This window comes from Mycolicibacterium madagascariense (assembly GCF_010729665.1).
GTDB classification, from domain to species: domain Bacteria; phylum Actinomycetota; class Actinomycetes; order Mycobacteriales; family Mycobacteriaceae; genus Mycobacterium; species Mycobacterium madagascariense.
Genome location: NZ_AP022610.1, coordinates 4,792,576 through 4,818,127, shown reverse-complemented (window position 1 = coordinate 4,818,127; position 25,552 = coordinate 4,792,576). Strand labels below are relative to the sequence as shown.

At 67.8% G+C, this 25,552-nt stretch carries 28 protein-coding genes and 1 tRNA gene; 13 read left to right on the top strand and 16 right to left on the bottom strand.

Annotated elements, in window-relative coordinates:
* Nucleotides 1-2 precede the first annotated feature (2 nt).
* The 6 genes from G6N60_RS22740 (at nucleotide 3) to G6N60_RS22715 (ending at nucleotide 5,491) form a co-directional block, all read left to right on the top strand.
* The gene (locus G6N60_RS22740) at nucleotides 3-737 is read left to right on the top strand and encodes an enoyl-CoA hydratase (protein WP_163741490.1); all 735 of its coding nucleotides are present in this window, start codon (nucleotides 3-5) and stop codon (nucleotides 735-737) included.
* A complete protein-coding gene (locus G6N60_RS22735; protein WP_163741488.1) occupies nucleotides 738-1,844 on the top strand; it encodes an MBL fold metallo-hydrolase in 1,107 nt (368 codons plus the stop codon). It abuts the gene before it with no gap.
* Between the two features lie 32 nt (nucleotides 1,845-1,876).
* Nucleotides 1,877-3,493 (top strand): serine hydrolase, encoded by a 1,617-nt coding sequence (locus G6N60_RS22730; protein ID WP_163744398.1) that lies wholly within the window; start codon nucleotides 1,877-1,879, stop codon nucleotides 3,491-3,493.
* A gap of 24 nt (nucleotides 3,494-3,517) precedes the next feature.
* Nucleotides 3,518-3,754, top strand: a complete 237-nt coding sequence (locus G6N60_RS22725) for an antitoxin (protein ID WP_163741487.1) — start codon at nucleotides 3,518-3,520, stop codon at nucleotides 3,752-3,754.
* A 2-nt stretch (nucleotides 3,755-3,756) separates the two neighbouring features.
* The gene (locus G6N60_RS22720; protein ID WP_163741484.1) at nucleotides 3,757-4,191 is read left to right on the top strand and encodes a type II toxin-antitoxin system Rv0910 family toxin; all 435 of its coding nucleotides are present in this window, start codon (nucleotides 3,757-3,759) and stop codon (nucleotides 4,189-4,191) included.
* Between the two features lie 85 nt (nucleotides 4,192-4,276).
* Nucleotides 4,277-5,491 carry an SAM-dependent methyltransferase gene (locus G6N60_RS22715; protein WP_163741482.1) on the top strand — a complete coding sequence of 405 codons (1,215 nt, stop codon included), beginning with the start codon at nucleotides 4,277-4,279 and terminating at the stop codon, nucleotides 5,489-5,491.
* 45 nt (nucleotides 5,492-5,536) lie between these two features.
* On the opposite strand, the gene G6N60_RS22710 is transcribed toward G6N60_RS22715, so the two are convergent.
* Nucleotides 5,537-7,258, bottom strand: a complete 1,722-nt coding sequence (locus G6N60_RS22710) for an NAD-binding protein (RefSeq protein ID WP_163741480.1) — start codon at nucleotides 7,256-7,258, stop codon at nucleotides 5,537-5,539.
* Nucleotides 7,259-7,308: 50 nt separating this feature from the next.
* On the opposite strand from G6N60_RS22710, the gene G6N60_RS22705 reads away from it, so the two are divergent.
* Nucleotides 7,309-8,034 (top strand): 3-keto-5-aminohexanoate cleavage protein, encoded by a 726-nt coding sequence (locus G6N60_RS22705; protein WP_163741478.1) that lies wholly within the window; start codon nucleotides 7,309-7,311, stop codon nucleotides 8,032-8,034.
* Here G6N60_RS22705 and G6N60_RS22700 read toward each other — a convergent pair.
* The gene (locus tag G6N60_RS22700) at nucleotides 8,024-8,470 is read right to left on the bottom strand and encodes a cupin domain-containing protein (RefSeq protein ID WP_163741476.1); all 447 of its coding nucleotides are present in this window, start codon (nucleotides 8,468-8,470) and stop codon (nucleotides 8,024-8,026) included. The two genes, G6N60_RS22705 and G6N60_RS22700, sit on opposite strands and share 11 nt — an antisense overlap.
* Nucleotides 8,471-8,518: 48 nt before the next feature.
* Here G6N60_RS22700 and G6N60_RS22695 point away from each other — a divergent pair, with 48 nt between their 5' ends.
* Nucleotides 8,519-8,953 (top strand): hypothetical protein, encoded by a 435-nt coding sequence (locus G6N60_RS22695; RefSeq protein WP_163741473.1) that lies wholly within the window; start codon nucleotides 8,519-8,521, stop codon nucleotides 8,951-8,953.
* Nucleotides 8,950-9,534 carry a GNAT family N-acetyltransferase gene (locus G6N60_RS22690; RefSeq protein ID WP_163744396.1) on the top strand — a complete coding sequence of 195 codons (585 nt, stop codon included), beginning with the start codon at nucleotides 8,950-8,952 and terminating at the stop codon, nucleotides 9,532-9,534. The genes G6N60_RS22695 and G6N60_RS22690 overlap by 4 nt, the downstream gene beginning before the upstream one ends.
* Here G6N60_RS22690 and G6N60_RS22685 read toward each other — a convergent pair.
* Genes G6N60_RS22685 through G6N60_RS22675 form a run of 3 tightly spaced genes read right to left on the bottom strand, consistent with a single transcriptional unit; the run spans nucleotide 9,531 to nucleotide 13,165 of the window.
* Nucleotides 9,531-10,430: a winged helix-turn-helix transcriptional regulator gene (locus tag G6N60_RS22685; RefSeq protein ID WP_246240952.1), complete on the bottom strand. Its 900-nt coding sequence runs from the start codon at nucleotides 10,428-10,430 to the stop codon at nucleotides 9,531-9,533. The genes G6N60_RS22690 and G6N60_RS22685 overlap by 4 nt on opposite strands.
* Nucleotides 10,431-11,948, bottom strand: coding sequence for a carotenoid oxygenase family protein (locus tag G6N60_RS22680; protein ID WP_163741471.1), 1,518 nt, complete (start codon nucleotides 11,946-11,948; stop codon nucleotides 10,431-10,433).
* Nucleotides 11,945-13,165 carry an acetyl-CoA acetyltransferase gene (locus tag G6N60_RS22675; RefSeq protein WP_163741468.1) on the bottom strand — a complete coding sequence of 407 codons (1,221 nt, stop codon included), beginning with the start codon at nucleotides 13,163-13,165 and terminating at the stop codon, nucleotides 11,945-11,947. Before G6N60_RS22675 ends, G6N60_RS22680 begins: the two co-directional genes overlap by 4 nt.
* A 202-nt stretch (nucleotides 13,166-13,367) precedes the next feature.
* Between G6N60_RS22675 and G6N60_RS22670 the strand changes: the two genes are divergently transcribed.
* The gene (locus tag G6N60_RS22670; protein WP_246240949.1) at nucleotides 13,368-14,048 is read left to right on the top strand and encodes a GAF and ANTAR domain-containing protein; all 681 of its coding nucleotides are present in this window, start codon (nucleotides 13,368-13,370) and stop codon (nucleotides 14,046-14,048) included.
* 126 nt (nucleotides 14,049-14,174) lie between these two features.
* Nucleotides 14,175-14,933 (top strand): DUF3800 domain-containing protein, encoded by a 759-nt coding sequence (locus G6N60_RS22665; RefSeq protein ID WP_179969728.1) that lies wholly within the window; start codon nucleotides 14,175-14,177, stop codon nucleotides 14,931-14,933.
* 176 nt (nucleotides 14,934-15,109) lie between these two features.
* Here G6N60_RS22665 and G6N60_RS22660 read toward each other — a convergent pair whose 3' ends face one another.
* The 4 genes from G6N60_RS22660 to G6N60_RS22645 form a co-directional block, all read right to left on the bottom strand.
* Nucleotides 15,110-15,433, bottom strand: coding sequence for a hypothetical protein (locus G6N60_RS22660; RefSeq protein WP_163741466.1), 324 nt, complete (start codon nucleotides 15,431-15,433; stop codon nucleotides 15,110-15,112).
* Nucleotides 15,434-15,543: 110 nt separating this feature from the next.
* On the bottom strand, nucleotides 15,544-16,416 hold the full coding sequence (locus tag G6N60_RS22655) for a nucleotidyltransferase domain-containing protein (RefSeq protein WP_163741464.1): 873 nt from the start codon (nucleotides 16,414-16,416) through the stop codon (nucleotides 15,544-15,546).
* Nucleotides 16,417-17,343, bottom strand: coding sequence for an S-4TM family putative pore-forming effector (locus G6N60_RS22650; protein ID WP_163741462.1), 927 nt, complete (start codon nucleotides 17,341-17,343; stop codon nucleotides 16,417-16,419).
* A gap of 382 nt (nucleotides 17,344-17,725) precedes the next feature.
* A tRNA-Arg gene (locus G6N60_RS22645) sits at nucleotides 17,726-17,801 on the bottom strand.
* Nucleotides 17,802-17,841: 40 nt separating this feature from the next.
* Here G6N60_RS22645 and G6N60_RS22640 point away from each other — a divergent pair.
* Complete coding sequence (locus G6N60_RS22640; RefSeq protein WP_163741459.1) at nucleotides 17,842-18,054, top strand: CsbD family protein; 213 nt, start codon at nucleotides 17,842-17,844, stop codon at nucleotides 18,052-18,054.
* Here G6N60_RS22640 and G6N60_RS22635 read toward each other — a convergent pair whose 3' ends face one another.
* Nucleotides 18,055-18,876, bottom strand: coding sequence for an LLM class F420-dependent oxidoreductase (locus G6N60_RS22635; protein WP_163741457.1), 822 nt, complete (start codon nucleotides 18,874-18,876; stop codon nucleotides 18,055-18,057).
* Nucleotides 18,877-19,013: 137 nt separating this feature from the next.
* Here G6N60_RS22635 and G6N60_RS22630 point away from each other — a divergent pair, with 137 nt between their 5' ends.
* A complete protein-coding gene (locus G6N60_RS22630) occupies nucleotides 19,014-20,129 on the top strand; it encodes a glutamate--cysteine ligase 2 (RefSeq protein ID WP_163744389.1) in 1,116 nt (371 codons plus the stop codon).
* Here G6N60_RS22630 and G6N60_RS22625 read toward each other — a convergent pair whose 3' ends face one another.
* From G6N60_RS22625 to G6N60_RS22600, 6 genes are read right to left on the bottom strand one after another with little or no spacing between them, the layout of a single operon-like run.
* Nucleotides 20,130-20,858, bottom strand: a complete 729-nt coding sequence (locus G6N60_RS22625; protein WP_372510977.1) for an anti-sigma factor — start codon at nucleotides 20,856-20,858, stop codon at nucleotides 20,130-20,132. It abuts the gene before it with no gap.
* Entirely contained in the window at nucleotides 20,855-21,436 is a 582-nt protein-coding gene (locus G6N60_RS22620; protein ID WP_163741455.1) for a sigma-70 family RNA polymerase sigma factor, read from the bottom strand. The genes G6N60_RS22625 and G6N60_RS22620 overlap by 4 nt, the downstream gene beginning before the upstream one ends.
* Complete coding sequence (locus tag G6N60_RS22615; protein ID WP_163741452.1) at nucleotides 21,433-22,218, bottom strand: DUF1295 domain-containing protein; 786 nt, start codon at nucleotides 22,216-22,218, stop codon at nucleotides 21,433-21,435. Before G6N60_RS22615 ends, G6N60_RS22620 begins: the two co-directional genes overlap by 4 nt.
* The gene (locus tag G6N60_RS22610; protein WP_163741450.1) at nucleotides 22,215-23,486 is read right to left on the bottom strand and encodes a class I SAM-dependent methyltransferase; all 1,272 of its coding nucleotides are present in this window, start codon (nucleotides 23,484-23,486) and stop codon (nucleotides 22,215-22,217) included. The genes G6N60_RS22615 and G6N60_RS22610 overlap by 4 nt, the downstream gene beginning before the upstream one ends.
* Nucleotides 23,483-24,223 carry a DUF1365 domain-containing protein gene (locus tag G6N60_RS22605; protein WP_163741448.1) on the bottom strand — a complete coding sequence of 247 codons (741 nt, stop codon included), beginning with the start codon at nucleotides 24,221-24,223 and terminating at the stop codon, nucleotides 23,483-23,485. Before G6N60_RS22605 ends, G6N60_RS22610 begins: the two co-directional genes overlap by 4 nt.
* A complete protein-coding gene (locus G6N60_RS22600) occupies nucleotides 24,217-25,524 on the bottom strand; it encodes an NAD(P)/FAD-dependent oxidoreductase (protein ID WP_163741447.1) in 1,308 nt (435 codons plus the stop codon). Before G6N60_RS22600 ends, G6N60_RS22605 begins: the two co-directional genes overlap by 7 nt.
* Between the last annotated feature and the right edge of the window lie 28 nt (nucleotides 25,525-25,552).

The following is a 25,552-nucleotide window of genomic DNA, read 5'->3' as shown; positions in this document are numbered from 1 at the left end:
CCATGATCGGATCCACCCGCGAGGGCAATGTCCTGACGCTGGAGATGCAGCGCCCCGAACGCCGCAACGCGCTCAACGCCGAACTGGTCGACGGGCTGCGCGAGGCCATCGAGAAGGCCGCCGCAGACGACGTCAGGGCCATCGTGCTCACCGGCCAGGGCCACGTCTTCAGCTCCGGTGCGGATTTGTCCGGCGGGCAGGGCGTCGCCGACGAACTGCCCGACAAGGCCAGGGCACTGAACATCGCGATCGACCAGGCGCCGCTGCCCGTCATCGGTGCCATCAACGGACCGGCCATCGGCGCCGGGGTCATCCTGTCGATGATCTGCGATCTGCGCGTCGTCGCCCCCGAGGCCTACTTCCAGTTCCCCGTCGCGAAATACGGCATCGCGCTTGACAATTGGAGCATTCGCCGGTTGACCTCGCTCGTCGGGGCCGGCCGGGCGCGCGGCATGCTGCTGGCCGCCGAGCGGCTGAGCTCCGACGACGCGCTGCAGACGGGCATGGCCAACCGCATCGGCACGCTGTCCGACGCGCAGGCGTGGGCGCAGGAGATCGCGGGCTTCGCGCCGCTGGCGCTGCAGCACGCCAAGCGCGTCCTCAACGACGACGGCGCCTACGAGGACGCCTGGCCGTCGCACAAGGAATTGTTCGACCGGGCGTGGGCGAGCAACGACATCATCGAAGCGCAGGTGGCCCGCATCGAGAAGCGGCCCGCCAAGTTCACGGGCGCCTAGGTGCTCTGGCGCGCCGCCCGCCTCGTCGGGGGCACCGCAGCGGTCGTCGCCGGCGGCTGGGCGCTGCGGGCCCTGTCGGGGGCACCGGAGGCGCTGGGCGCGTCACCCGTCGAGATCGACCCCGTCGCGAAGCGCTCGCCGCACTACCGCCAGGGGGCGTTCGTCAACGCCGAGCCCGCCTCCGACGTCAGCATGACCAGGCAGGAGCAGTTCACGCTGGCCCGCGAGGTCATCGGCGGCAACCCCAACCAGCATCCGGCGCGACCCGTTCCCGTGGTCACCCCCGACCCGAGCGTGATCGCGGGCGACCTCGCCGTCACCTGGTACGGCCACTCGTCGGCGGTCATCGAGGTCGACGGCTACCGCATCCTCGCCGACCCGGTGTGGAGCGAACGGTGTTCCCCGTCGCGGGCGGTCGGCCCCCAGCGACTGCATCCCGTGCCCGCCGAGCTCGAGGCGATGCCCGCGATCGACGCGGTGATCATCAGCCACGACCACTACGACCACCTGGACGTCGACACCGTCAAGCAACTCGCCTCGACGCAGCGCGCCACGTTCTTCGTACCGCTCGGCATCGGCGCGCACCTGCGCACGTGGCACATCCCCGACGAGCGCATCGTCGAACTCGACTGGAACGAGAGCGCCCAGCTCGGCGAACTCGAGCTGGTCTGCACGCCGGCGCGGCACTTCTCCGGACGGTTCCTGACCCGCAACGTCACGCTGTGGTCGTCGTGGGCGATCATCGGGCCGCGGCACCGGGCGTTCTTCGGCGGTGACACCGGATACACGAAGGGCTTCGTCGAGATCGGCGCCGACCATGGACCATTCGACCTGACGCTCATGCCCGTCGGGGCGTACCACCCGGGCTGGCCCGACATCCACATGAATCCCGAGGAAGCGGTCCGGGCCCACCGCGACGTCACCGATGGCGGCCTGCTGGTGCCGATCCACTGGGCTACGTTCCGGCTGGCGCCGCATCCGTGGTCCGAGCCCGTCGAACGGTTGCTGGTCGCCGCCGAGAAGGACCGGGTCCGGCTGGCGACGCCGCGACCGGGCGAACGCGTCGAACCGTCGGCGGCGCGGTTGGACCCATGGTGGCGGCCCTGACCGGCTAGCGTGCTGGTGTGCAGCGTTCCGCAATGTGTCGTGTGGTGGCCGTGGTGACCGTCGTCGGCGTGCTGGGCGGCTGCGCCAAGCCCGCTCCCCAGGCCGCCACCCCGTCGAGTACGTCGTCGGCGGCGGCGGCCCCCGCACCGACGACGGCGACCCAGCCGCCACCGCTGGTTCCGGCAATGCCGTTGCCGGACAACGCCGTCGACGCCGCGGTGGCCAAACTCGATGGCATCGCCGACGAGCTGATGAAGTCCTCCGGCATCCCCGGGATGTCGGTCGCCGTCGTGCACGGCGGAAAGACGGTCTACGCCAAGGGTTTCGGCGTCAAGGACGTGCGCAACGGGGCCGCTCCGGCCAACCGCGTCGACCCCGACACCGTGTTTCAATTGGCGTCGCTGTCCAAGCCGCTCGGTGCGACGGTGATCGCCCATCAGGTCGGCACGGGAGCGATCGGCTGGGACACCCCGGTGGTCGACGGGCTGCCGTGGTTCGGGCTGGCCGACCCCGCCGTCACCAAGATGGTGACGATCGGCGACATGTACTCGCACCGATCGGGGTTGCCCGACCACGCAGGCGACCTGCTCGAGGATCTCGGCTACGACCAGCGCTACGTCCTCGACCACCTTCGACTACTGCCGCTGGCTCCCTTCCGAATCTCCTACGCCTACACCAACTTCGGGCTGACGGCGGGCGCGGAGGCCGCGGCGGCCAAGGCGGGCACCTCGTGGGAGGACCTCAACCAGCGGGTCCTCTACGGGCCGCTCGGCATGACGTCGACCAGCTCGCAGTTCACCGACTACCAGGCCCGCCCCGACCGGGCCGTCGGGCACATCCACGTCGACGGCGCCTACAAGCCGCTGTACGTCCGCGACGCCCAGGCCCAGTCCCCGGCCGGCGGCGTCAGCTCCACGGCCAACGACATGGCCAAGTGGTTGGCGATGGTGCTCGCCGACGGGAGCGCCAACGGCCAGCAGATCGTCGACCCCAAGGCGCTGCTGCCCGCGCTGACCCCGCAGATCGTGTCGAGCCCGCCCGCCGAGCCGGCGGCCAGGCCCGGCTACTACGGCTACGGCTTCGACGTCGGGACGACGCCGGCCGGACGCCAGCAGTTCAGTCACTCGGGCGCCTTCGAACTGGGTGCGGGCACCAACTTCGTGGTGCTCCCGTCGGCCGACGTGGCAATCGTGGCGCTGACCAACGCCACGCCGTCCGGCGTGCCCGAGACGCTCACCGCGGAATTCGCCGACCTGGTGCAATTCGGTCAGGTGAGGGAGGACTGGCGCGGGCTCTACGCCAAGGCGTTCGCGGCCATGGAGCAGCCGGTGGGCTCGCTGGCGGGGCAGCCGCGGCCGGCGAATCCGGCGCCCGCACCGCCCACGCCGTCGCTGGTCGGCACTTACGACAACGCCTACTGGGGGCCGGCGACCGTCACCGAATCCGACGGCGCACTGACCCTGGCGCTGGGCCCGCGCCAGAAGTTCGCGCTGACCCACTGGGACGGCAACGTCTTCACGTTCGTCCCGCAGGGCGAGAACGCCACCCCCGGGACGATCTCGAAGGCCACGTTCTTCGGCGACGAGCTGAATCTCGAGTACTACGACGAGGAGAAGTTGGGCACCTTCACCAGGGCCGCCGGGCGCTGAGGACGTAGCTACTAGGGTGGGGGCATGGGATTTCTCGACAAGATCAAGGACCTGGCGTCCAAGAACGCCGACAAGGTCGACGCCGCCATCGACAAGGCCGGCGACCTCGTCGACGAGAAGACGCAGGGTAAGTACGCCGGGCAGGTAGACAAGGTGCAGGAGGCTGCCAAGAAGGCGGCCCGCGAGAACGCCGGTGGCACCCAGCCGAACCCGTCCCCGGAGCCGCCCGCCACCCCGGCCGGACCCCCGCCCGTCTCGTAGCCATGGCGAAGCTGTCGGTATCGGTCGACGTCCCGCTCCCGCCGGAGAAGGCCTGGGAGGCGGCGTCGGACCTGTCGCGGTACAAGGAGTGGCTCAGCATCCACCGGGTCTGGCGCAGCAAGCTGCCGGAGACCCTGGGCAAGGGCGTCAAACTGTCCTCGATCGTCGAGGTCAAGGGCATGCCCAACCACGTCGACTGGACGATCGTCAACTGGAAGCCACCGGAGAGCATGACGCTGAACGGTGACGGTAGGGGCGGGGTCAAGGTCAAGCTGATCGGCAAGATCAAGCCGGCGTCCGACACCAGCTCGACGGTGACCTTCGACGTCCACCTGGGCGGTCCGGCGCTGTTCGGTCCGATCGGGATGGTCGTCGCCAGCGCGCTCAAGGGCGACATCCGCCAGTCCCTCGACACGTTCAAGTCCGTCTTCGCATGACTTCCTCTCGCGAGCAGACGCAAACGGCCCTCGTTTCGGGCATTTCAGGGCCCTTTGCGTCTGCTCGCGCAGGGAGCGGGGCGGCGTGACGGTCGCTCGCCGGCTCGCGGATCTGGTGCGCGACACCGCCGGGGTCGAACTACCGGTGCGCATCCGGGCGTGGGACGGCACCGAGGCGGGCCCGGCCGACGGGCCGGTGCTCGTCATCCGCCATCGCCGGGCGCTGCGCCGACTGCTGTGGGCGCCCGGCGAGATGGGTCTGGCCCGGGCGTACGTCACCGGCGACCTCGACGTGGAGGGCGACATCGCCGAGGGGTTTCGGCGGGCCTGGGCTTCGGCGGGGCGGCGTCGCACGTCGATGTCGTTGCGGGACAAGGCGATTGCCGCCGGGGCCGCCACCCGACTGGGGGCCGTCGGGCTGCCGCCCACACCGCCCGCGGCCGAAGCGCGGCTGGCGGGTCGGCTGCACACCCGTGGCCGCGACCGCGCCGCGATCGCCCACCACTACGACCTGTCGAACCAGTTCTATCAGCTGCTCCTCGACGACCACATGGCCTACTCGTCGGCGTACTACACCCATGACGGGCAGTCGCTGCACGATGCGCAGACCGCCAAGCTCGACCTGGTGTGCCGCAAGCTGGAGCTCAAGGAGGGCCAGCGGCTGCTCGACGTCGGCTGCGGCTGGGGGTCGATGATCCTCTACGCCGCACGCACTTACGGCGTCCACGCCACCGGCATCACGCTGTCGGCCGAGCAGCGCGACTTCGTCGCCGAGCGCGTGACCGCCGAGGGGCTGGGCAAGCTCGTCGAGGTGCGACTGCAGGACTATCGCGAATTGTCCGACCCGCCAGCGACATTCGACGCCGTCAGCTCGATCGAGATGGGCGAGCACGTCGGCGAGGGCAACTATCCCACCTACCTGTCGACGATGTTCGGTGCGTTGAAGTCCGGCGGACGCCTACTGCTGCAACAGATGTCGCGCCGCGAGGGCACCGCTCCCGGCGGCGGGCCGTTCATCGAGTCCTACATCGCCCCCGACATGCACATGCGGCCGCTGTGGCAGACCATCCGTCATCTGCAGAACGCTGGGTTCGAGATCCGCGGCGTCGAAGCGATGCGCGAGCACTACGTGCGCACCGTCGAGCACTGGCTGGAGACCTTCGAGCGGCACTACGAGGAATTCGTCGCACTGCAGGGCGAAGAGGTCGCCAGAGTGTGGCGGCTGTACCTCGTCGGCGGCGGGCTGGCCTTCGAACAGGGCCGCATGGGCGTCGACCAGATCGCCGCGCGCAAGCCCTGACCCCCGCCGACCGCACGCTCGTCTCTACCGAGCGTGCGCTCGGCGTCAGACGGTGACGCGCTGGCCCTTGTGCAGGGTGTCCAGCAGCTCGCGGTAGGGCCCGACGAGGTAGGCCGTGTCGCCGGCCGTCAGTCGGGTGTCGCGGCGGGGATGCAACCGGGCGGGCTGACCGGGTGACGCGATCGCGATGACCCGGGTCTGGGTCGACATGTCGGCCATCCGCAGCCCGTCGAGCTCGCTGCCGGGGGCGACCTCCACACCGCCGATCATGAAGGATTGCTGACCCACCGAGAACGTGCCGAAGACCTCCAGCCCCATGGCCGTTCCGATGAACCACGGCGTCGCGAGGTCGACCGTCGAGCGCACGTTCTCGAACCCGAACCGCTGGGCCACCGCGGTGCCGAGCGTGCGGTCGTAGACCCGGAGCACCACGGGCACGCCGGGGGTGTCGGCCGAGCGTGTCCACCGTGCGCCCAGCCGTTCGCGCAGCACGATGCCCGTCTCGATGTTCACCATGTCGGACTGCGTCAACACCGCGACGGCCACCGCGTCGTCGACGCGCGCCGAGTCCAGCGTGGCGGGCAGCGTGGCGTCGCCGAAGATGACCGGCACGTCGAGTTCGGCGGCCGAGGACAGGTACCGGTTGTCGGGGCTGCGCTCGACGACCACGACGTCGTGCCCGGCGGCCTTGAGGTCGGCCACCACGCGAATGCCGAACGACCCGAGGCCGACGACGATCACGTGGTCCTGCAGTTCGCGGACCTTGCGCAGACCCGCGTTCTGCGCGATGCGCCGCGACAGCAGCAGGTCGGCGACGAACGCCATCAGGACCGCGGTCGACGTGACGCCGGCGAACATCAGCAGGATGCCGAACAGCCGCAGCCAGGTGGGTTGGTCGACGAAGCTGAAGTCGCCGTACCCCACGGTGGCGATCGTCTCGGAGGAGAAGTACAGCGCGTCGACGAAGCTCATGCCCGGCCGGTGGTAGCTGAAGCGCAGCAGGACCGTCGCGCCGAGCAGCAGCGTCATGGACGCGGCGAACGCCTTGAAGAAGTTGGGGTTGACGTCGTCGCGGACCGCGCGGAGGGCGTCGACGGCGCGCTTGAGCGGTTTGCGGCGATGGGGGTTGTAGCCGCGCGAACCGCGGTGGCCGACCTCGGTGGGCGCCTTCATCGGCGGCGCGACCGCGATGCCCTGTGCCCGCAGCTCGTCGGCGGTGCCGATCATCGCCGTCCAGTCACCCTCGTGCACCAGGACGTCGCGGCCGGGGCAGGCCACCACCTCGCCGGGGTGCTCGGAGTGCTCCCCGCGCAGTACTGCCACCGGCGCCAGGTCGCCGAACAGCTCGCGAAGCGTCGCCGTGCGAGGTGCGTCGGTGCCCGAGACGACGAACTCGGTGCCCGCCGCGGAGATGGCGTGCGTGGTGCGCGACAGGCAGGCCTCCACCACCGATGGCGCGGCCAGATCGGCCACGTCCAGGATGGCGCCCGGCCCGTTGCCGAGCGCGACGGCCTCGCGGAGCACACCGTTGCCAAGCCGCGCGACGACCCGCACGGTCGGGTTGAGTTGGCGTGCCAGCAGGGCGATTTCGAGGTTGAGGGCATCGTCGTCGTCGGCGCAGATCAGGGCGGACGCGCTGGCGATGCCCGCGCCCTGTAGTTCGCCGGAGGAGAAGACGACGACGATCTCGCGACCCGCCGCGCGCAGTTGCTCGATGATGCGCATCCCCAGCGGATCATCGCCGCAGACGATGATGTGCCGCTCCATGTGAGCAACCTACTTCGGAACGCCGCGCGGCGACGGGTGAAGATAGACGGATGCCACGTCCCACGATCTACGTCAAGGCCTGCATCAACGGCGCCCGTACCCCCGACCAACACCCCCACCTGCCCGTCACCCCCGACGAGTTGGCGGCCGCGGCGCTGGCCGCCCACCAGGCCGGAGCCAAGGCGGTCCACATGCACCCCAAGACCCCGGACGGCAAGGACTCGCTGGAGCCCGACGTCGTCGCCGCCGCGGTGACCGCCGTGCGGGAGGCGGTGCCGGGGTTGCCGCTCGGGGTGACGACGGGGTTCTGGGCGCTGCCCGACGCCGACGCGCGGCGCCGGGCGGTCGAGGGCTGGACGGTGCTGCCCGACTTCGCGTCGCTCAACTGGCACGAGCCGGGTTCGCCCGAACTCGCCGAGGTCCTGCTCGGCAAGGGCCTTGGCGTCGAGATCGGTCTGTTCCACCTCGAGGCGGCCGCGTCGTGGGCCGAGTCCCCGATGGCCGAGCACTGCATGCGGGTGATGATCGAACTGCAGGGCCACGAGGACGTCGCCGTGGCCGACGCCATGCTCGCGCGGATCGCCGAGGTGGGCTCGCCCGCGCCGGTCCTGCTGCACGGCCTCGACGAAAGTTGTTGGCCGCTGCTGGAACAAGCGGGTGCGTGCGGGGTGCAGACGCGCATCGGCATGGAGGACACCCTGAAGCTGCCGGACGGGTCGATCGCCCCCGACAACGCCGCGCTGGTTTCCGCGGCGGTCGAGTTGCTCAGTCGGTAGGCGCGCCGAGCGCGAAGTCGGCGAAGTCGAAACCCGGGACGACGACGCAGCTCACCAGGGTGGGTTCGGCGTCGCGCGGCGTCGCCCGCTGCCAGTGCCCGGGAGGGACGACGAACTGCGGTTGCTCGCCGGCGGCGACGTCGCTGCCGAGCAGATGGGTTGTCGCACCGGCCTGTTCGACCCCCACCTCGAGGAGCAGCGGGCTGCCGCGGTGGTGCAGCCAGAGTTCGGCGCTGCGCACGGTGTGCCACGCCGACTGCTGACCGGGCATCAGCAGGAACAGGATCGCGGTGCCCGCGCTACGGGGGCCCGTGTAATCGGGCGGGAGTGACGGCTGGCCGAGGGTCAATCCGCTGCGCCAGGTCTCCCGGTACCAACCCCCTTCGGGGTGTGGGGAGAGATCGAGTGCCCTCGCCCAGTCGGGGAGTTCGGTCATGGGTCAAGCCTACGTCCGGGTGGACGTCTGACCCGATACCCTCGTCGCATGGCCCGCCTGCGCCCCGGATGGTTCGTCGTGCTGTGCTCGACGGTGCTTCTGGTCAGCTCCTGGCTGCCCTGGCTGGTCACCAGCGCCGACGGGGGTGGCAGGGCCACGGCGATCGGCGGACGGCTGGGCCACATCGGGGTGCCGCCGAACGGGTTCGGGGTCGGGCAGCTCATCGTGGTGCTGGGGTCGACGTTGATCGTCGCCGCGGCGATGGCGGCGCGCAGTCTGTACTCGAAGCTGAGTTCGACTGCCGCGCTGGCCAATTCGGTCGTGCTCGCGGTGCTCGTCCTGTGGTACTACCGGCTGTACGTCGCCGAACCGGTGGCGGCGGGGTACGGCCTCTACGTCGGAGGGGGTGCGGTGGTGGTCGCCGCGGTGCTGTCGGTGTTCGCGATGGTTGCGGCGTGGTCGGACACGGGCCGCCGCCGATGACGGGGTTCGTCGCGCCCGTCGAACTGACGGGTGAGCGCTGGGTCTCGTTGGAACCGCTGACGCGGGCGCACCTTCCGGAGATCGTCGCGGCCAGCGAGGACGTCCGCGAACTGTGGTTCACCAGTGCGCCGACGCCCGCGACGGCGGAAGAGTGGGTCGACGGCCGACTCGCCATTCAGCACCCCGACACGGGGCTGACGTTCGTCGTGCGGGGGCGCGACGGAGCCCTGATCGGGTCCTCCAGCTTCTGCCACGTCGACGCGCCCAACCGGCGGCTCGAGATCGGCTACACCTGGTACCGACAGTCCGTGCGACGCACCGGCGTCAACACCGAATGCAAGCTAGTGATGCTGGGCCATGCCTTCGACCAATTGGGTTGCGTCGCGGTCGAATTCCGCACGCACTTCTTCAACTCGACCAGTCGCGCGGCGATCGAGCGGCTGGGGGCCAAGCGCGACGGCATCCTGCGCAGCCACCAGATCCTGCCCGACGGGTCCCGCCGCGACACCGTCGTCTACTCGATTCTCGACGTGGAGTGGCCGTCGGTGCGCAACAACCTACGGTTTCGGCTGGATCGCTAGTCGTCTCGGCCGTGCTCGTGCACGTCGGCCCCGCGCAGCGGTCCGGTGCACTGGTCGCAGGTGAGCACGGCTTTGAAGTCGTTGCCGCACAGCGTGTGTCGCAGCAGTACGGCGGGACCCTCGGGATTCGGGTACCAGCGCTGGGCCCACTGCAGCGCGGTGATGAGCACCGGGAAGAAGGCGCGGCCCTTCTCGGTCAGGTGATAGCGTCCGCCGCGCATCTCGAGCACCCCGCCCGCGGTGAAGATCTGTAGCCGGTCGGTCAGCGAGCCGGGCGGCGCCCCGAGCTGTTCGGCGAAGTCGTTGAATCGGGTGGCTCCGACGAACGCCGTGACGAGAAGGGCGAAGCTCCAACGGTTTCCGAGGATGCTCATCGTCTGCGGGAACAGACCGGCCCGCCCGCGGGTGGACTCGGCGCCGGATCTGCGCCGCGTCGACTCGACCGGCATGGACCGCGGCCAGGACCCGCTGGGGCCCCACGACGCCGCCAGCTCCTTCTCGGTCACGACCTGGGTGCAGGCGCCGCAGGTGAGCAGCGGTGCGAAGTCGACCGCACAACGGGTGTGGCGCATGGCCGGCAGCTGCCCGGCGTGGTCGGGCACCCAGCGGCGCTCCCACTCCCAGATCGAGGCCAGCACCGGCCAGAGCGCCCGGCCCTGCGGGGTGAGGACGTACTCGTAGCGGGCGGGCCCGACGTGGTACAGAGTGCGCTCGAGCAATCCTTCGGCGGTCATCGCGGCCAGCCGCCCGGTCAGCACCGCATTCGAGATGCCAAGGCGCGCAATGAAGTCGCCGTACCTGGTCACAGCCAGGAGCGCCTGCTGCGCGATCAGCAGGGTCCACTCGTCGCCGAGCACGCCCAGCATGCGCCCGACGGCGTTGACCGGCTGACTCACCTACAGACCGATCGCCTCGGCCGCGGTGTCGGTCTGCTGCCAGCGACGCAACTCCGAGCCCGCCGCCCACGTCGAATGGGTTCCGCTGCAGACCCGTTCGGGCAGGGCCAGTGTGCACACCGGGCCGTCGCCGACCCGGGCCGCGTCGAACACCAGGCAGTAGGAGGCGTCGGCGTTCATGTCGGTGGTGATGGTGACCAGATACCCGTCGTCCTCACCCGTGCTGCCGACCCTGGGCGCCATCGCGGTCTCGCTGCCGTAGACGCCGTCCGCGAACGCGAACCGGTCCTCGGCGCCGGTCGCGAGATCGTGTTTGACCAACCCGTCGAACAGGAACCAGCCGGGCCTGCCGGTCGCGGCGTAGGCGTAGCGGTAGTCGACGCCGGCGTGGCCCGGATTGATCATGCCGAACTCGGTGATGCTGTCCGACAGCTGCTCTTCGCGCACCCCGCCGGTCACCAGGTTGAAGCGCCAGCGGTGCAGCCGGGCCTGCATGCGGTCGAGTGCCAGGAAGCGAAAGGCGCGCTGCCACTTGTCACCAAGGCCGTTGTCGGCCGGTTCGGGGTCGCCCTGGTAGAAGCCGTCGAGGACGATCTCGTCGCCGTCCTCGTAGGCGTTGGTGAAGTGCAGGACGTAGGTCGGGTCGGCCTCGAACCACTGGATCTGCGACGTCTGGCCGCGGCGCGGGACGACGGCGAACCGGGAGGGCAGGTCGCGATGGAACCGTGCGACGTGGGCGTTGCGTTCGAGGTATTCGGGCTCCCAGAACAGCGGCAGGTCGTTGAGGATCGCGTAGTTCTCGGTGAACGCCATGTCGTGCGGCAGCCGCGGACCCGGCAGCGGCACGTCGACGTAGTGCACCAGGGTGTTGGTGGCGTCCACGACGCCGTAGTGCATGTACGGGTCCTGCTTGGAGTAGTTGAAGAACAGCAGTTCCCCGGTTCGGTCGTCGACCTTCGGGTGGGCCGACACGCCCCAGTCGGACGGGAACGCGCCGTTCCAGTCCTGCTTGCCGAGGGTGGCGCCGGTGAACGGGTCGACCCGGTACAGGTCACCGCACTGGTAGAAGCTGGTCAGCGCGACACCGCGGTGCACGGTGACGTCGGTGCTCGACGCGTCCTTCATCAACGTCCTTGCGCCCCAACCGTAGTCGCGCTGAGCCAGGCCGACCGGTTCGGCCAGACCCGGCCACAGCGCCCGCCCGGCCGCGTTCTCCTGCACGAAGCCGTCGGTCTGGACGAACCTGTTGCGGTAGAACGCCTTTCCGTCGCGGAAGCCAACGAGGTGCACCATGGCGTCGCCGTCGAACGGGTGGTAGGCCTTCATCGCCGGATGCAGCGGGTTCTCGGTGTTGCGCAGGTAGACCCCGTCGAGATCGCGCGGCAGTTCGCCCGCGACGACGGTGAGGTCGTCGGCGTCCCACTCCGACGTCTGCGGGCGCCAGGGCCCCGTGCGGTAGGGATGGTCGTCGTCCTCGGGCAGGGTGGACAGGTACTTGCCGACGACGTCGACGTTCATGCGGTGCTCCTCGTGACGACGAAACTGACGGTGGTGGCCGTGCTGCCACCGAAGTTGAGCGTGGCGAAGGTGCGCGCACCGTCGACCTGGTAGTCGCCCGCGGTCCCGCTGACCTGTTTGGCGGCGTCGAGCAGCATGCGAACCCCCGAGGCTCCGACGGGGTGGCCGCCGCCGATGAGCCCGCCGCTGGGGTTGATCGGCAGCCGTCCGCCGATCTCGATCTCGCCGTTCTCGATGGCCTTCCAGGACTCCCCGGGACCCGTGAGCCCGATGTGGTCGATCGCCAGGTACTCGCTGGGGGTGAAGCAGTCGTGGACCTCGACGCCGTCGAGGTCGTCGAGCGTGACGTGGGCGCGGTCGAAGGCGTCGAGGACGGCGCCGCGCACGTGTGGCATGACGTAGGGCCCGGCGGCGGAGCGGTCCAGTTTCTGCCGCATGCCCAAGCCCACGGTGCGGTGTCCCCAGCCCCCGATGCGCCCGATGGGCCTGGCGTCGGGATGCTCGCGCAGGTACCGGTCGCCGACGAGCACCACCCCCGCACCGCCGTCGGTCATCTGACTGCAGTCGAACCGGCGGATGCGACCCTCGACGACCGGGTTCTGCACGTCGTCGTCGGTGAGCGGGGTGGGCACCGTCCAGTCGCGGGTTTGCGCGTTCGGATTGCGGCGCGCGTTGGCGAAGTTCAGCGACGCGATGGCCCGCAGGTGGCTCTCGTCGATGCCGAACCGGCGGTCGTATTCGTCGGCCACCTCGGAGAACATGTACGGCCACATGAACCGGGCGTCGCGGCCCTCGTGACCGGTCCACGCCGCCGCTCCGAGATACTGCGCGGCCGTGTCGCCGGGGACGGTCTTCTCCAGTTCGACGCCGAGGACCAGGGCGCAGTCGTATGCGCCGGAACGCACGTCGGCGATGGCGGCGAGCGCCGCGACGCTGCCGGAGGCGCAGGCCGCCTCGTGGCGCGACGACGGGGTGTCCCACAGCCCGTCGACGACCGTCGCGGGCATCGCGCCGAGGTGGCCCTGCGCGGCGAACATCTCGCCGAACGCGTTGCCGACGTGAACGACCCCGACGTCGGCCGCATCGATGCGTGCGGAGTGGAGGGTCGACGTGACGACCTCGCAGGTCAGCGCGGCGAAGTCGACGCCCTCGCGGGCGAGGTTGCGCGCGAAGTCGCTCTGGTGACCGCCGAGGATCCAGACGCCGATGTCGTCCATCAGCCGAAGCTACTACAACTAGCAGAGTGACTGCAGGCGCATGGCATTCTTTGATCAGGACGGCCCCGCCGGCTCCGGTCTGAACCGGCGAGGCCTCGGTGCGCGCAGTTGTCGACCACTGCGCGTACCTGTGTGCGAGCATTGCCCGCAATTAGGGCGCACAAACGTTCGGGGTACGCAGGGAAGGAGGCAGGATGCAGCCATGAACGTGCAGAACCACGACCTTGCCCTGCGGATGGCGGACCTGGCCCGCACCGTGGCGCTGCGCAAGGTCGACGACGTCCTCGCCGACGTCACGTCGGCCGCCATGGAACTCATTCCCGGAGTCGACGTCGCCGGGGTACTGCTCATCGGCAGGGCGGGCAGCTTCGAGACGCTCGCGCCGACCAACGACCTCATGTTCAAGCTCGACCAGTTGCAGATGCGCTGTGGGGAGGGGCCGTGCCTGGAAGCGGCGCTCGACGAGATCGTCGTGCGCACCGACGACTTCCGCAACGAGCCCCGCTTCCCGACGTACGCCCCGGAGGTCGTCGAGCTCGGAGTGCTGAGCGCGCTGTCGTTCAAGCTGTACACCGCCGACCGCACCGCGGGCGCGCTCAACCTGTTCGGCTTTCAGCCCAAGCTGTGGGACGCCGAGGCCGAGACGGTCGGCACCGTGCTCGCCGCGCACGCGGCGGCGGCGATCCTGGCCAGCCGCGAGGGCGATCAGCTGCAGTCGGCGCTCACGACGCGGGATCGCATCGGGCAGGCCAAGGGAATCATCATGGAGCGCTTCAAGATTGACGACGTGCGGGCGTTCGCGATGCTGCGTCAGCTCTCGCAGGACACCAACACCAAGCTGATCGACGTGGCCCAGCGGGTCATCGACACGAGGGGTGAGTAGGCGGGGGGCATGGGCGATTTACTCCCGTGGGTCGTCATGCGTTGACGCCATCGGTGTCATCGACTGAGATCCATGTCGGCCCGCCCGAATAACCTCCGTGCCGTGACCGGGGTACGAGACAGGCCAGTGGGCCCGGAGTTCGCCTACGTCGACGAGACCGGTGACATCGGCGCTGTCGCCAACGGGGGATCGGCTACGTACACCCTGGGGTGCGCTCTGGTGCCCATGGAGAGATGGACCGACTCTCGCGACTGTTTCATCGACCTGAGGCGAAACCTCAAGGGCGCCTACGGCTTGAAGATGTCACAAGATGTGAAGGCGCACCATCTTGTGGGCGTCAAGAGCGTCTACCGCAATCTGGGGCTCGGCGACGGACAGGTGAGAGACATCTATCGTCGTCACATCGATGCCAGCGTTCAGACCTGCAGCGGTGTCGCGGCGATAGTGGTACACAAGTCCGAAATCGTGAGATCAGACATCGAGGTATTCGAGACGGCCTGGGAGTATCTGTTGACGCGACTTCGGGAGCGAAGCGAGCAGCGCGACCAACCCATCCTCATCGTGCACGACGACGGCGAGGCGGACCGAGTGCGCAAGCACCTCAGACGGTTCCGCCGTACGAACTGGCAGGGTGCCGGCTACGGATCAGCGCGACTGCTTGTCGAGGATCCCGTGTCTCGGAACTCTCAGCACTCCTACACCATCGATGCGCCCGCTTCGTACAACGCCGCCAACTCGCGTTGCTCGTCCGGCGTGAGTTTGCGGTTCATACGATACGGGCGAGTTTCCGCATGGATCTTGCCAAAAAGTTTGAATGTCACCGAAATACTGTCCTTCGGCACCTGGATGCTGCCGGCGTCACGATCCGTCCGCAGAAACTCATGACACCCCAGCTGGTGGAGCGAGCGACCGCCCTTTACGCCAGGAATCACTCTCTGGCGGAAGTGGGTCAACTTCTCGGGGGACTTGAAGCCAGCACGATTGGGAAGGCACTGAAGCGGGCGGGAGTGCAGTTGCGGCCGCCTGTCGCGGACCGTCGGCGACCGAACGGCGAGCGATGATCAGGCTGCACGGTCATCACGGCCCTTGATGTCATCGAGGGCCATACGCAGCAAAACTTTGGCAAGCATCTTGATGTCTGGTTCCGGTTTCATAACCGGCCGAACTGAAACTCGGCGTCCGTTCGGCATCTCGGCGTAGTGGGCTGGTGCTCGTTCGCCGCGCAGCAGCTTGGCGTACGCCCGGCCGGCGCGGTGGGGGAGTGATGGATCGAGGGCGTCAAGGTTGCGTCGATGGTCGAGCAGTTCGGCTTCGGTCTTGTCCGATGCGAACTGGAAGTACTTGTGCAAGTCGAGCTGGTCTGTCGGGTTCAGGTACGAGAACACGCTTTGGTCGATAACCCAAAAATCTCTGAGTTGATGATGGTGGTGCAGGTAGGTTGATGTACTGAGTCTAGGCATATATCCATCGTGACCGAATGCCAGCTAATGAGTCGTTAGTAGTATGAGGGGAATGAACCGCCGAATAGCAGATCCCACTTTTCGAATGCTTCCTCGATCTTGCCTTGCTTCTGGTAGTAAACGGCCCAGTCTGCTCGATTATTTGCCGTGTCAAGTTTAGAAATGGCTTCCTCGCGTTTTGCTTGTGACGAGCACGGTTCAATACGTCCGGTGTTGCCCGTAGGGTCATTCATCGCGGCTAACTGTGAATCCTTCAGGGAACCGAGCAATCGCTTCAAATCCTGAGGGTAGTCAATATATTGTTCGTTCCGCATGTACGATGCGGCACGCATCTCAAGATAAAATGACGAAATTGGAACATTCATATGGTACTTCCAAGCCTTCGCCAGCCGTGCGAGAGATTTTGCGCCTCCGCTGACTCCAGTCACGTTGTTCGACTCGTTCACGTACTTTGCATGAGCTTCTGGCGTTGATTCGAGCCATTCATCTACGACACCAGGGATGTTGAACTTCATGTCATCGCTCGTAAGCTTTGTTTTGGCGTACGCCGGGATCACTTCGACTGCCTCTCTGCCTTCATTGAAGTCGAGCACCACCGCTGGTCGCGAGACGTGGATGTACGTGTAGGGAAATCGTTCTTTTAGAGTGTCGCGGACACTTGTCAGGATCGACGATGATAGTTGTGGCTTGGTGGACTTTAGCGAGGCAAAATAGTCGACATCACTGTAGCTTGACACTCCAGTTCCGTGCTTGAACGATCCGGTTTCGAACATGCGGTGTAAGCCGTATGTATCGTTAAGCTTGGTGTATATCGCCTGGCGATGGCCCGCGGCGGCGGTACGCTCCGCCTCGCTCGGCGTTTGCCATCCGAGATAGAGTCGAAATGCTTCATCGATATTCTTTGTCATCTAGAGATCCCCCTTATTTCTTCGTGCCAGCTGATCTGCAGCTGATTTCATTGCTAGTTCATTTTTCTTCCGTGATAACCAATAGATAGCGTTCGGGACCTGCGGGGTGTTGCGTCGGAGGTCAAAGAGCCGTCCCTGCCAGACGAGCATGTCTTGTGGATCGAGCCCGCCTGAGTCGCCATCGATACGCTCCTCGATCGTCGTGACCAAGTCACGTCTGTCTCTTGCTGCCCGGCGGAGCGATCTCCAGTACTCCCAGACGTCGAGAAAGGCGGGCAAGAGAGGGAGAGCGATGCCCAGGAGTAGCTGCGAGGAGTCGAGCTTGAAGCAGATGCCTGCCGCGCTGAGGATCACAACCCACGCCGCCATGCCCACTACCCACACTGTGGCGGTCGTCTTCAGGAGTCGATCGGCATAAGAGACGTTGGCGCGCTGACAGATTGCCACAGTAAGGGCGCCGGCTTGTGATGCATTGATGGGATACCAATCAATCAGTTTCTCATCTTCGGCAGCCTTTCGAATGCCGTCATCTGGACCAGCAAGAAGAGCGATCTCCTCGAGCGAAGGCAGGGATGTTCGGTCGCCGCTCGACGGCATACCGTAGACGAGTTGATCAAAAATCTCCTGAACTGCGGCAGCCTGCTCGACTTTTCGCTGTTCCAATCGGTAGAGGGCTGTGCGGCCTAGAAAGATCCACGCACCAGAGACAGCGCCGGACACAACAGCCATCTCTGGTTTGACAACGGCGAGGATCGGGGCGACCAGGGCAATAACCAGCATCCCAAGCCAGCGAAGGCCAAGCCATCGCTTCGACTGGCTGTATAAACGGCGCTGAGCAAGGAGTAGTCGCAATGCATCTGTCGAGTTTTGGTTCTCGGAAATCTTCGACGCAGATGGTGGTTCGTATTCTGTTGGCGTTTGCGACATTGTTGGCCCCCTATTTATTACTTTAATTCATTATATGAATTTATCGGCGACTTGATTAGAGCATATAAGTGTGGGATAGCCATAAGAAATTTCAGTTTCAGTAAGATGGATGTCGAAATGGCAATTCGAGCCTACGATCAGGTGCGGCTTGCTGTTTATCGGTACGTCCAAACGGGGGTCAGGATGTTCTGTAGAAAGCTACGGAAAGTTGTACCGATTGGTCAGGGGCCCTAACGAGATTCAAACTCCTTTACAGAGGTCAGCGCGTGCGAGGCGAGTCTAGGCAGGTCCACCGACATGTACCGATAGACACGCAAAAGGCCAGCACAAATGGTGCTGGCCTCTGGCGATCGAGCTCATTGCTCGAACACATGTTCTATCGTGGTGCCCCCGGCATGATTCGAACATGCGACACCGGCTTTAGGAGAGCCGTGCTCTATCCCCTGAGCTACGGGGGCGGGGACCGGATGGCAGCATACCCAAGTCGGCGACGACCTGGTGTCTTCGGAGGTCGCACGGGGTACCCACCCGCATGAGTACCTCGAAGAAGGCCAAGCACACCGTCGACCGCCTCGCGCGGGGCGCGTCAAGGAGAATCTCGGCGAGATCACCGGCAACGACCGCCTCCGCAGCGAGGGCAAGGTCGACCAGGTGAAGGCCCGGGTCAAGATGTCGGGCGAGCGCGTCAAGGACGCCCTGCGCGGACGGTAGTCACCGCAGCTGCGCGATCACCTCCGCGAACGCCTCGGCATGCGGTTGCTGGACGATGATGTAGCTGACCCCGTAGACGTCGCGGTAGCGGCGGATCTCGTCGGCGATGTCGCTCGTCGAACCGGACAGCACGCCGGGGGTGCGCAGCAGTTGCTCGTCGGTCAGCTCGGGCAGGAACCTGCGGGTGATCGAGAGGTCGGGGATTCCGGAGTCGTCGATCGGCATCGCCGTGATGGCGATGTTGAGTTCCAGGTCGTCGAACTGATCGCCAGCGGCGTTGCGCACGAACGAGATTCGCTCCGCGAGAGGGTCGCCGCCCTCGCTGGCGGGGTCACCTCCGGTGAGACCGATGATCTGAGCGCGCTGCGCGGCGACCGTCAGCAGCCGGTTGCCGTTGCCGGCGATCAGGATTGGCACGTCGTGTACGTGCTCAGCGAGGTACTCCGTCACGTGGCGCAGGTGGTCCACGCGCTCGCGGGCCGTCGGGAAGGGGAGCTCAGCGGCCACGAATTCCGCCTCGACGTAGCCGGCCCCGAGACCGAGCTCGAGTCGGCCGCCGGTGAGGTCGCGCATCGCGGCCACGTCGCGGGCCAGCAGGGCCGGCTTGTAGAAACCCGCGTTCAACACGAACGTCCCGACGTGCAGCGTCTCGGTCGCCGCCGCGGCGGTCATCAGCGTGGGGAACGGAGCGGGCGCCCCCAGATGGTCCGGCACGTGCAGGACGTCGTAACCCATCTCCTCGGCGCGGTGCGCCCACTCCTGCACCGACGACTGCCGCGCCGCGGCATGCAGACCGAACCCGAACCGGAAATCCTTGGCCATGGGTCGAGGGTAGGCGTCGTTTCGGCGACGAAGGTTTGGCCCCGTCGCACCGGGGGCATTGACTTCGTCGAGCTGTGCGAACCCCTCGCGTCAGCAGGAGGAGTGACACCCTGATCCGGCCCGTCGTGAACCATCCGATGGGCCGGATCGACACTCCGGACCTTCCCACGTTCGGCGTCGAGGAGGAATTCCTCCTCGTCGATCCCGCGACCGGTGAACCCGTTCCACTCAACGCCGAGGTCGCCGCCCAGGCCGCGGACCGCGACGTCGAGCTGCAACTCGAGCTGACGAGCTGTCAGGTCGAGACGACGTCGGAGGTGGCGTCGTCGCGCGCCGACGTGCATCGTGACCTGTCCCGGTTGCGCCGGGTGGCCGCCGAGGCCGCCACCGCCGCAGGCGCCCGGCTACTGGCCGTGGGTTTGCCGCCCGTACTGCCCCACCACTTCCCGGTGACGGACAAACCCCGCTACCGCAACATCGCCGAGCGGTTCGGCATGATCGCCCACGAGCAGGGCATCTCCGGGTGCCACGTGCACGTCGCGGTGGACGACCGCGAGATGGCGGTCGCGGTGAGCAATCGGCTGCGGCCCTGGCTGCCCCTGCTGTTGGCGATCACGGCGAATTCGGCGATCTACCGCAACGCCGACACCGGGCATGCGAGCTGGCGCAGCGTGCTGTGGGCGCGATGGCCCACGGCAGGCCCGCCACCGCACTTCGCGACCGCCGCCGAGTACGACGCCGCCGTCGCGATGCTGCTGCAGACCGAGACGATGCTCGACGACGGCATGGTCTATTGGGACGTGCGACCGTCGGCCAACTATCCGACGGTCGAGGTCCGCGTCGCCGACGTGCCCGCCACGGTTGCGGAGACGGTGCTGTTCGCGACGCTGGTCCGCGCCCTGGTCATGACCGTCGTCGAGGACGAGCACCGCGGTGTGCCGGTACCGACCCCGCCGCCGCACGCGTTGCGGGCCGCCTACTGGCGGGCCGCCCGCGACGGTGTGCAGGGCCACCTGATCGACCTCGCGGACACCCAGAGTCTGCTGCCCGCCCCGGTCGTACTCGACCGATTCGTCGAGCGTCTCGGGCCCGCGCTGACCCGGTCCGGCGACGACGACTACGCGCGGTCGGAGGTGACGCGCATCCTCACCGAGGGCAACGGGGCGGCACGGCAGCGCCAGGCGTGGCACGACCGCCGCGAGGTGGGCGACGTCGTCGCCGCGGCAGCCGCCGCAACGGTCGAAGGGCTCTGATCAGACCAGCGGCAACGCGGCGAACACCGGGCTGGTCGGCGCCGTCGAACCGCCCTTCGGCTCGACCGTGAAGGCCAGCGTCGTGGAGTCGCCGAGGTTGGGCAGCACCGCGGTCGTCGACGGGGAGACCGCCGCGGCGTCCATGATGCCGGCCGACTTCGGACCGTTCTTGTCGACCAGCCACATCTGGTAGACGGTGCCCGGTTTCGGCGGAGCGACGTCGTTCATCACCAGCACTCCCGCGTTGCGGGCATGGGAGAACACGACAGTCGCCGTGCCTCCGGTGGGGATGTCACCGGACACGGTCTTGACGTCGCGGGCGGCGAAGATCTGCTCGGCCTGAGTCGACGTGGGCGCGGGCCGCACGGCGTATCCGATGCCGAACGTCGCCAGTCCGATCGCGACCGCCGCCGCGGCGGCCAGGATCGCGGTCCGCCACCTGGTCGATCTGGGGTGCAGCGTGACGACGTCACCGTCGTTCTCCAGGACGGCCAGCAACCGACCGCGCAGATGCGCCGGCGGCTCCTGCGCCGTCGACGCGGACACCAGCGCCATCGCCTCGCGCACCGCGCGGACCTCGTCGGCGAAGGCGAGCGCCACCGGTGCGGGAGCGGTGGCCAGCTGACGGTCGACGTCGTCGAGCTCCGACTGCGGCATCGCGTGCAGCGCGTATGGCGTGGCCAGGACCATCAGATCGCCGGAACCGTCTCTTCCGGTTGGCTCGGTCACGGAACCCCCAGACACTTGCGCAAACCACGGATGCCATCTCGCATGCGTGACTTAATGGTGGCAAGGTTTGCCGACAAACGCTCGGAAACCTGCACATAGGTCAGGCCTTCGTAATAGGCCAGTTGGATGGCCTCCCGCTGCGGGTCGGTCAGCGATTCCAGGCAGGCCAGCACCTGTCGCTGTTCATCGCGTTGCACGACGGTCTCCGCCACGCGGTCGGCGGGCAGGTCGACGTTGGCCGCGCCGTACCGGGAATCGCGCTGACTCGCCGATTGCTCGGAGCGCACCCGGTCGACGGCTCGGCGGTGGGCGAGCGTCATCAGCCAGGCCAGGGGAGTGCCCGCAGCGGGGTTGTACGACGCCGCCGTGCGCCAAACCTGCAGGTAGACGTCCTGCGTGGTCTCTTCGCTGTAGCCGGGATCGCGGAGCACCCGCAACACCAGGCCGTACACCCTGGCGCGGGTGTCGTCGTAGAAGCTGGCAAACGCTTCGACGTCCTGCTGTGCGACCCGACGAAGCAATGCGTCGAGGTCGGCCGTCACGCCGCGTAGTGTACTGGCGAATTCGAGGGTAGTCACAATTTTGACGATCTGGGCGGCCTGGGCACGAAAAACGATGTGCGAGCGCAGTATTCGCGAAAACCCGGCCGGTCGGCCATGATGCGCTCGGTGAGGCGGGCCCCGGTGGCGTACACCAGGAAGTAGGTCATCACGACCGGCGACAGCACGGTCGCCAGCGACCACCACGCGGCGAGGGTGATCAGCCAGAGGCCCCACCACACCGCCGCATCGCCAAAGTAGTTGGGGTGGCGGGTCCACGCCCACAGGCCGCGGTCCATGACCTTGCCCCGGTTGGCGGGATCGCCCTTGAACGCCCGCAGCTGGTGGTCGCCCACGGCCTCGAAGGCGACGCCGAGCGCCCACGCGGCGATCCCCAGCACCAACACCGGCAGCAGCCCGCGCGGGGTCGGGCCCAGCGCGGCCGACAGCTGCAGCGGCAGCGAGATGAACCACGCGGCGGCCGCCTGGGTCAGGAAGATCTTGCGCAGGACGTTGGCGGCCGAGAAGTCGCCGTGCAGCAGCTCGTCGTACCGCGGATCCTCGCCCTTGCCCGCCGATTTGCCGACCATGTGCCAGGCCAGCCGCAGTCCCCAGACGGCGACCAGCACCAGCAGCAGGAGCCGACGGGTCAGATCGCCGGAACCGATGATCGCCGCTATCGCCGCGACCACGACGAAGCCGGCGCCCCACGTCACGTCGACGACGTTGTAACGGCCGATGCGACGCCCGACGAGGAAGGTGGCCCCGTAGACGACGAGCAGGCCGACCAACGCGGCGACCGAGACGGCGACGACGTTCACGAGGCACCCGTCGGGGCGAAGGTCCACTGGTACACGTCGAGGTAGCCCGAGCGGAAGCCGGCCTCGGAGTAGGCCAGGTACAACTCCCACATCCGCTGGAACACGGCGTCGAACCCCAACGCCGACACCGCGTCTCGGTTGGCGACGAAGCGCTCGCGCCACAGCCGCAGCGTCTCCGCGTAGTGCGGTCGCAGCGACAGCATGCCGACGGTGCGCAGTCGCGTCTCGCGCTCGGTCACGCCGACGATCGCCTCCACCGACGGGATCATCCCGCCGGGGAAGATGTACTTCTGGATCCACGTATAGGTGTTGCGGGACCGCAGCATTCGATCGTGGGGCATCGTGATGGCCTGGATCGCGACCCGACCGCCGGGGGACACCAGCCGGTCCAGGGTGTGAAAGTAGGTGGGCCAGAAGCGGTATCCGACGGCCTCGACCATCTCGACCGAGACGACGGCGTCGTAGCGTCCCTCGACCTCGCGATAGTCCTTGAGCTCGACGTTCACCGCCGCCGACAGCCCCGCGGCCGCGACCCGCTCGCGAGCGAGGTGCTGCTGCTGGGCCGAGAGCGTGATGGAGTCGATCTGCGCCCCGCGGGCGGCGGCGCGGATGCACAGTTCGCCCCAGCCCGTGCCGATTTCGAGGACGCGGCAGCCGGGACCGACCCGCGCCGCGTCGAGCAGTCGGTCGATCTTGCGATGCTGGGCGTCCTCGAGTGCCGACCACCCGGGTTGGGCATCTTCGAACAGCGCGCTGGAGTAGGTCATGCTGGCGTCGAGGAACTGAGCGAAGAGGTCGTTGGACAGGTCGTAGTGCTCGGCCACGTTGTCCCTGGCCTGCGTCAGGCTGTTGACCATCGTCCGCGGGTGTCGCACGACCGCCAGCGGCCGAAGCCATTGCAGCGCAGGGGGAACGAGGTCGGCCATCGAGTCGGCGAAGACGGTGAGCAGTCCCGCCAGGTCGTCGGAACCCCATTCGCCGGCCATGTAGGACTCGCCGAACCCGATCAGCCCCGACCTGCCCACGCGCCGGAACAGCGCGGCGGGCCGGTGGACGTCCATCGTCGGCAGGGTGGGATCGGCGGCGCCGACCACGGTGCCGTCCGGATAGCGCAGGCGCAGCGGCAGTCTCGCGGCCGCGCGCCGCAGGAAGGACTCGGCCACTCTGGCGGTCGCGATGCTGAGGGGCCCGCGCGGAACGCGTGCGACCGACGGCCAGAGGGTCGAATCCACCGCGGCGGTAACGCTTCCGGTGGCGTTGATCGTCACAGTTGATCGACCCTTTCGCGCTCGACCGACGGCGTGCGGGGAACGACGGGCACGCGTCGCGCCCACAGCGTGATGCCCTGAATGCGGATCCACATCGCGCCGGACAGCGGAGCCAGCGGCGAACTCAGCTGCAGCCGCAGGATGTTCAGGGTGGAGGGCTTGCGCCGCACGCCCTGCATGGTGGCGACGAACGCCGGCTTGTTCTCGCGGTGCAGCGAGATCGTCATGTCCAGTGCGACACCGGGTTTGGGCACCCGCACCAGGTAGTAGCCGTCGACGTCGTTGAACGGCGAGACGTAGAGCGCCTTCTTCACGGCGGCGGGCCGACCGCCCGTCGGCGGAAGCAGGTAGGCGTGCCTGCCGCCGTAGGTGTTGTGGACCTCGGCGATGACGTGGCGCAGCACGCCCTGTGCGTCGTGACACCAGAAGACGGTGAGTGGATTGAACACGTACCCGAGGACCCGGGCCTGAAGCAGCGCAGTGACGGTGCCGCCGGGCAGCGCGATGCCGTGCCCGGCGAGGTAGTGGTCGACCCTGGCCCGCAGCGAGTCGTCGTCGGTGCCGGTGGGTGAAAGGTGATCAATAGCTTCGAATCTCGCGAAGGGCTGTAACCACCGCGGCAGCGTCGGCAGGTCGTCGAGGTCGACGTACCAGCTGTAGCCGCGCTGCTCGAAGTAGTGCCGCACCGGTGCCCGCCGCATGTGCGTGACACGCGTGCGATACAGGGCGGTCAGCATGACACCTGCGCCTGACGGGAAGCGGCGGTCCACGCCGCACCGAGCCGTTGCGCGGCGCGCACGCCCGACGCGGCACCGTCCTCGTGGAAACCCCAGCCGTGATAGGCGCCGGCGAAGGCGAGCCGGTCGTCGTCGATGGTCGGCAAGAGCCGTTGGGCGGCCACGGACGCGCGGGTGTAGAGCGGGTGTTGGTAGGTCATCTCGGCGATGACCGAGGCGGGGTCGACGCGGTCGCGGCCACCGAGGGTGACCAGGAAGCGCTCGGGCCCCGGCAATCGCATCAGCCGGCTGACGTCGTAGGTCACCACGACCCCGTCGGCATCCGGTGCCGCCAGGTAGTTCCAGGACGCGCGGGCGCGAGTCCGTCGCGGCAGCACCGACTCGTCGGTGTGGAGCTGAGCGTGGTTGGTGGAGTAGGTGATGGCGCCGAGGACGGCCCGCTGGGCGGCGGTCGGCTCGGTGAGCATCTGCAGCGCCTGATCGGGATGGGTCGCGACGACGGCGGCGTCGAAGTGCCTCGGGGTGGCGGCGGCGGCGGTGACCTCCACGCCGTCGGACGTCCGCCGCACGGCGCGCACCGGCGTCGCCACCGCGATCTCGTCGATCCGCTGCGCGATGGCGTGGACGTAGGTCGCCGATCCGCCCGCCACCGTCCGCCACGTCGGCGAACCGAACACCGACAGCATGCCGTGGTGTCGAAGGAAGACGAACAGGTACCGCGCGGGGTAGGCCAGCGCGTCGGCGGGGGCGCACGACCACACGGCGGCGACGAGCGGGGTCATGAAGTGCTCCACGAAGTACGGCGAGAAGGCGAGCCGCGCCAGGAAGGCGTCGAGTGTCTCGTCGTCGTCCTGGCCGTCGAGCAGTCGCGTCGCCTCACGGTGAAACCGCTTGACGTCCAACAGCATTCGCAGATAGCGCGGACGCACGAGGTTGGTCGGCGCGGGGAACAGTCCGCCGATGCCCCTGGCGCCGGCGTACTCGAGGCCGATTCGGTCGTCGCGGACGGACATCGACATGTCCGTCTCGAGGGTGGCGATGCCCAGCTCGGCGAACAGCCGGCACAGCGTCGGATAGGTCCGGTCGTTGTGCACCAGGAACGCGGAGTCGACGGCGACGACGCGGCCGTCGCCGCGGTCGAGGACGTGGGTGTGGGCGTGGCCGCCGAGCCGGTCGTCGGCCTCGTAGAGCGTCACCCGGTTTCGGGCCGACAGGACGTAGGCCGCCACCAGGCCCGCAACGCCACTGCCGACGACGGCGACGGACCGTCCGCTGAGCACATCACGTTGCACGACAGGCATTCGATGCTGCCGGGACGACGGATGGGTG

Bases quoted from the DNA above. Each gene is read 5' to 3' on its own strand.
- G6N60_RS22740 (WP_163741490.1), top strand. From the start codon at position 3: ATGATCGGATCCACCCGCGAGGGCAATGTCCTGACGCTGGAGATGCAG.
- G6N60_RS22730 (WP_163744398.1), top strand. From the start codon at position 1,877: ATGTGTCGTGTGGTGGCCGTGGTGACCGTCGTCGGCGTGCTGGGCGGC.
- G6N60_RS22725 (WP_163741487.1), top strand. From the start codon at position 3,518: ATGGGATTTCTCGACAAGATCAAGGACCTGGCGTCCAAGAACGCCGAC.
- G6N60_RS22720 (WP_163741484.1), top strand. From the start codon at position 3,757: ATGGCGAAGCTGTCGGTATCGGTCGACGTCCCGCTCCCGCCGGAGAAG.
- G6N60_RS22710 (WP_163741480.1), bottom strand. From the start codon at position 7,258: ATGGAGCGGCACATCATCGTCTGCGGCGATGATCCGCTGGGGATGCGC.
- G6N60_RS22705 (WP_163741478.1), top strand. From the start codon at position 7,309: ATGCCACGTCCCACGATCTACGTCAAGGCCTGCATCAACGGCGCCCGT.
- G6N60_RS22700 (WP_163741476.1), bottom strand. From the start codon at position 8,470: ATGACCGAACTCCCCGACTGGGCGAGGGCACTCGATCTCTCCCCACAC.
- G6N60_RS22695 (WP_163741473.1), top strand. From the start codon at position 8,519: ATGGCCCGCCTGCGCCCCGGATGGTTCGTCGTGCTGTGCTCGACGGTG.
- G6N60_RS22690 (WP_163744396.1), top strand. From the start codon at position 8,950: ATGACGGGGTTCGTCGCGCCCGTCGAACTGACGGGTGAGCGCTGGGTC.
- G6N60_RS22680 (WP_163741471.1), bottom strand. From the start codon at position 11,948: ATGAACGTCGACGTCGTCGGCAAGTACCTGTCCACCCTGCCCGAGGAC.
- G6N60_RS22675 (WP_163741468.1), bottom strand. From the start codon at position 13,165: ATGGACGACATCGGCGTCTGGATCCTCGGCGGTCACCAGAGCGACTTC.
- G6N60_RS22670 (WP_246240949.1), top strand. From the start codon at position 13,368: ATGAACGTGCAGAACCACGACCTTGCCCTGCGGATGGCGGACCTGGCC.
- G6N60_RS22655 (WP_163741464.1), bottom strand. From the start codon at position 16,416: ATGACAAAGAATATCGATGAAGCATTTCGACTCTATCTCGGATGGCAA.
- G6N60_RS22650 (WP_163741462.1), bottom strand. From the start codon at position 17,343: ATGTCGCAAACGCCAACAGAATACGAACCACCATCTGCGTCGAAGATT.
- G6N60_RS22635 (WP_163741457.1), bottom strand. From the start codon at position 18,876: ATGGCCAAGGATTTCCGGTTCGGGTTCGGTCTGCATGCCGCGGCGCGG.
- G6N60_RS22630 (WP_163744389.1), top strand. From the start codon at position 19,014: ATGGGCCGGATCGACACTCCGGACCTTCCCACGTTCGGCGTCGAGGAG.
- G6N60_RS22605 (WP_163741448.1), bottom strand. From the start codon at position 24,223: ATGCTGACCGCCCTGTATCGCACGCGTGTCACGCACATGCGGCGGGCA.
- G6N60_RS22600 (WP_163741447.1), bottom strand. From the start codon at position 25,524: ATGCCTGTCGTGCAACGTGATGTGCTCAGCGGACGGTCCGTCGCCGTC.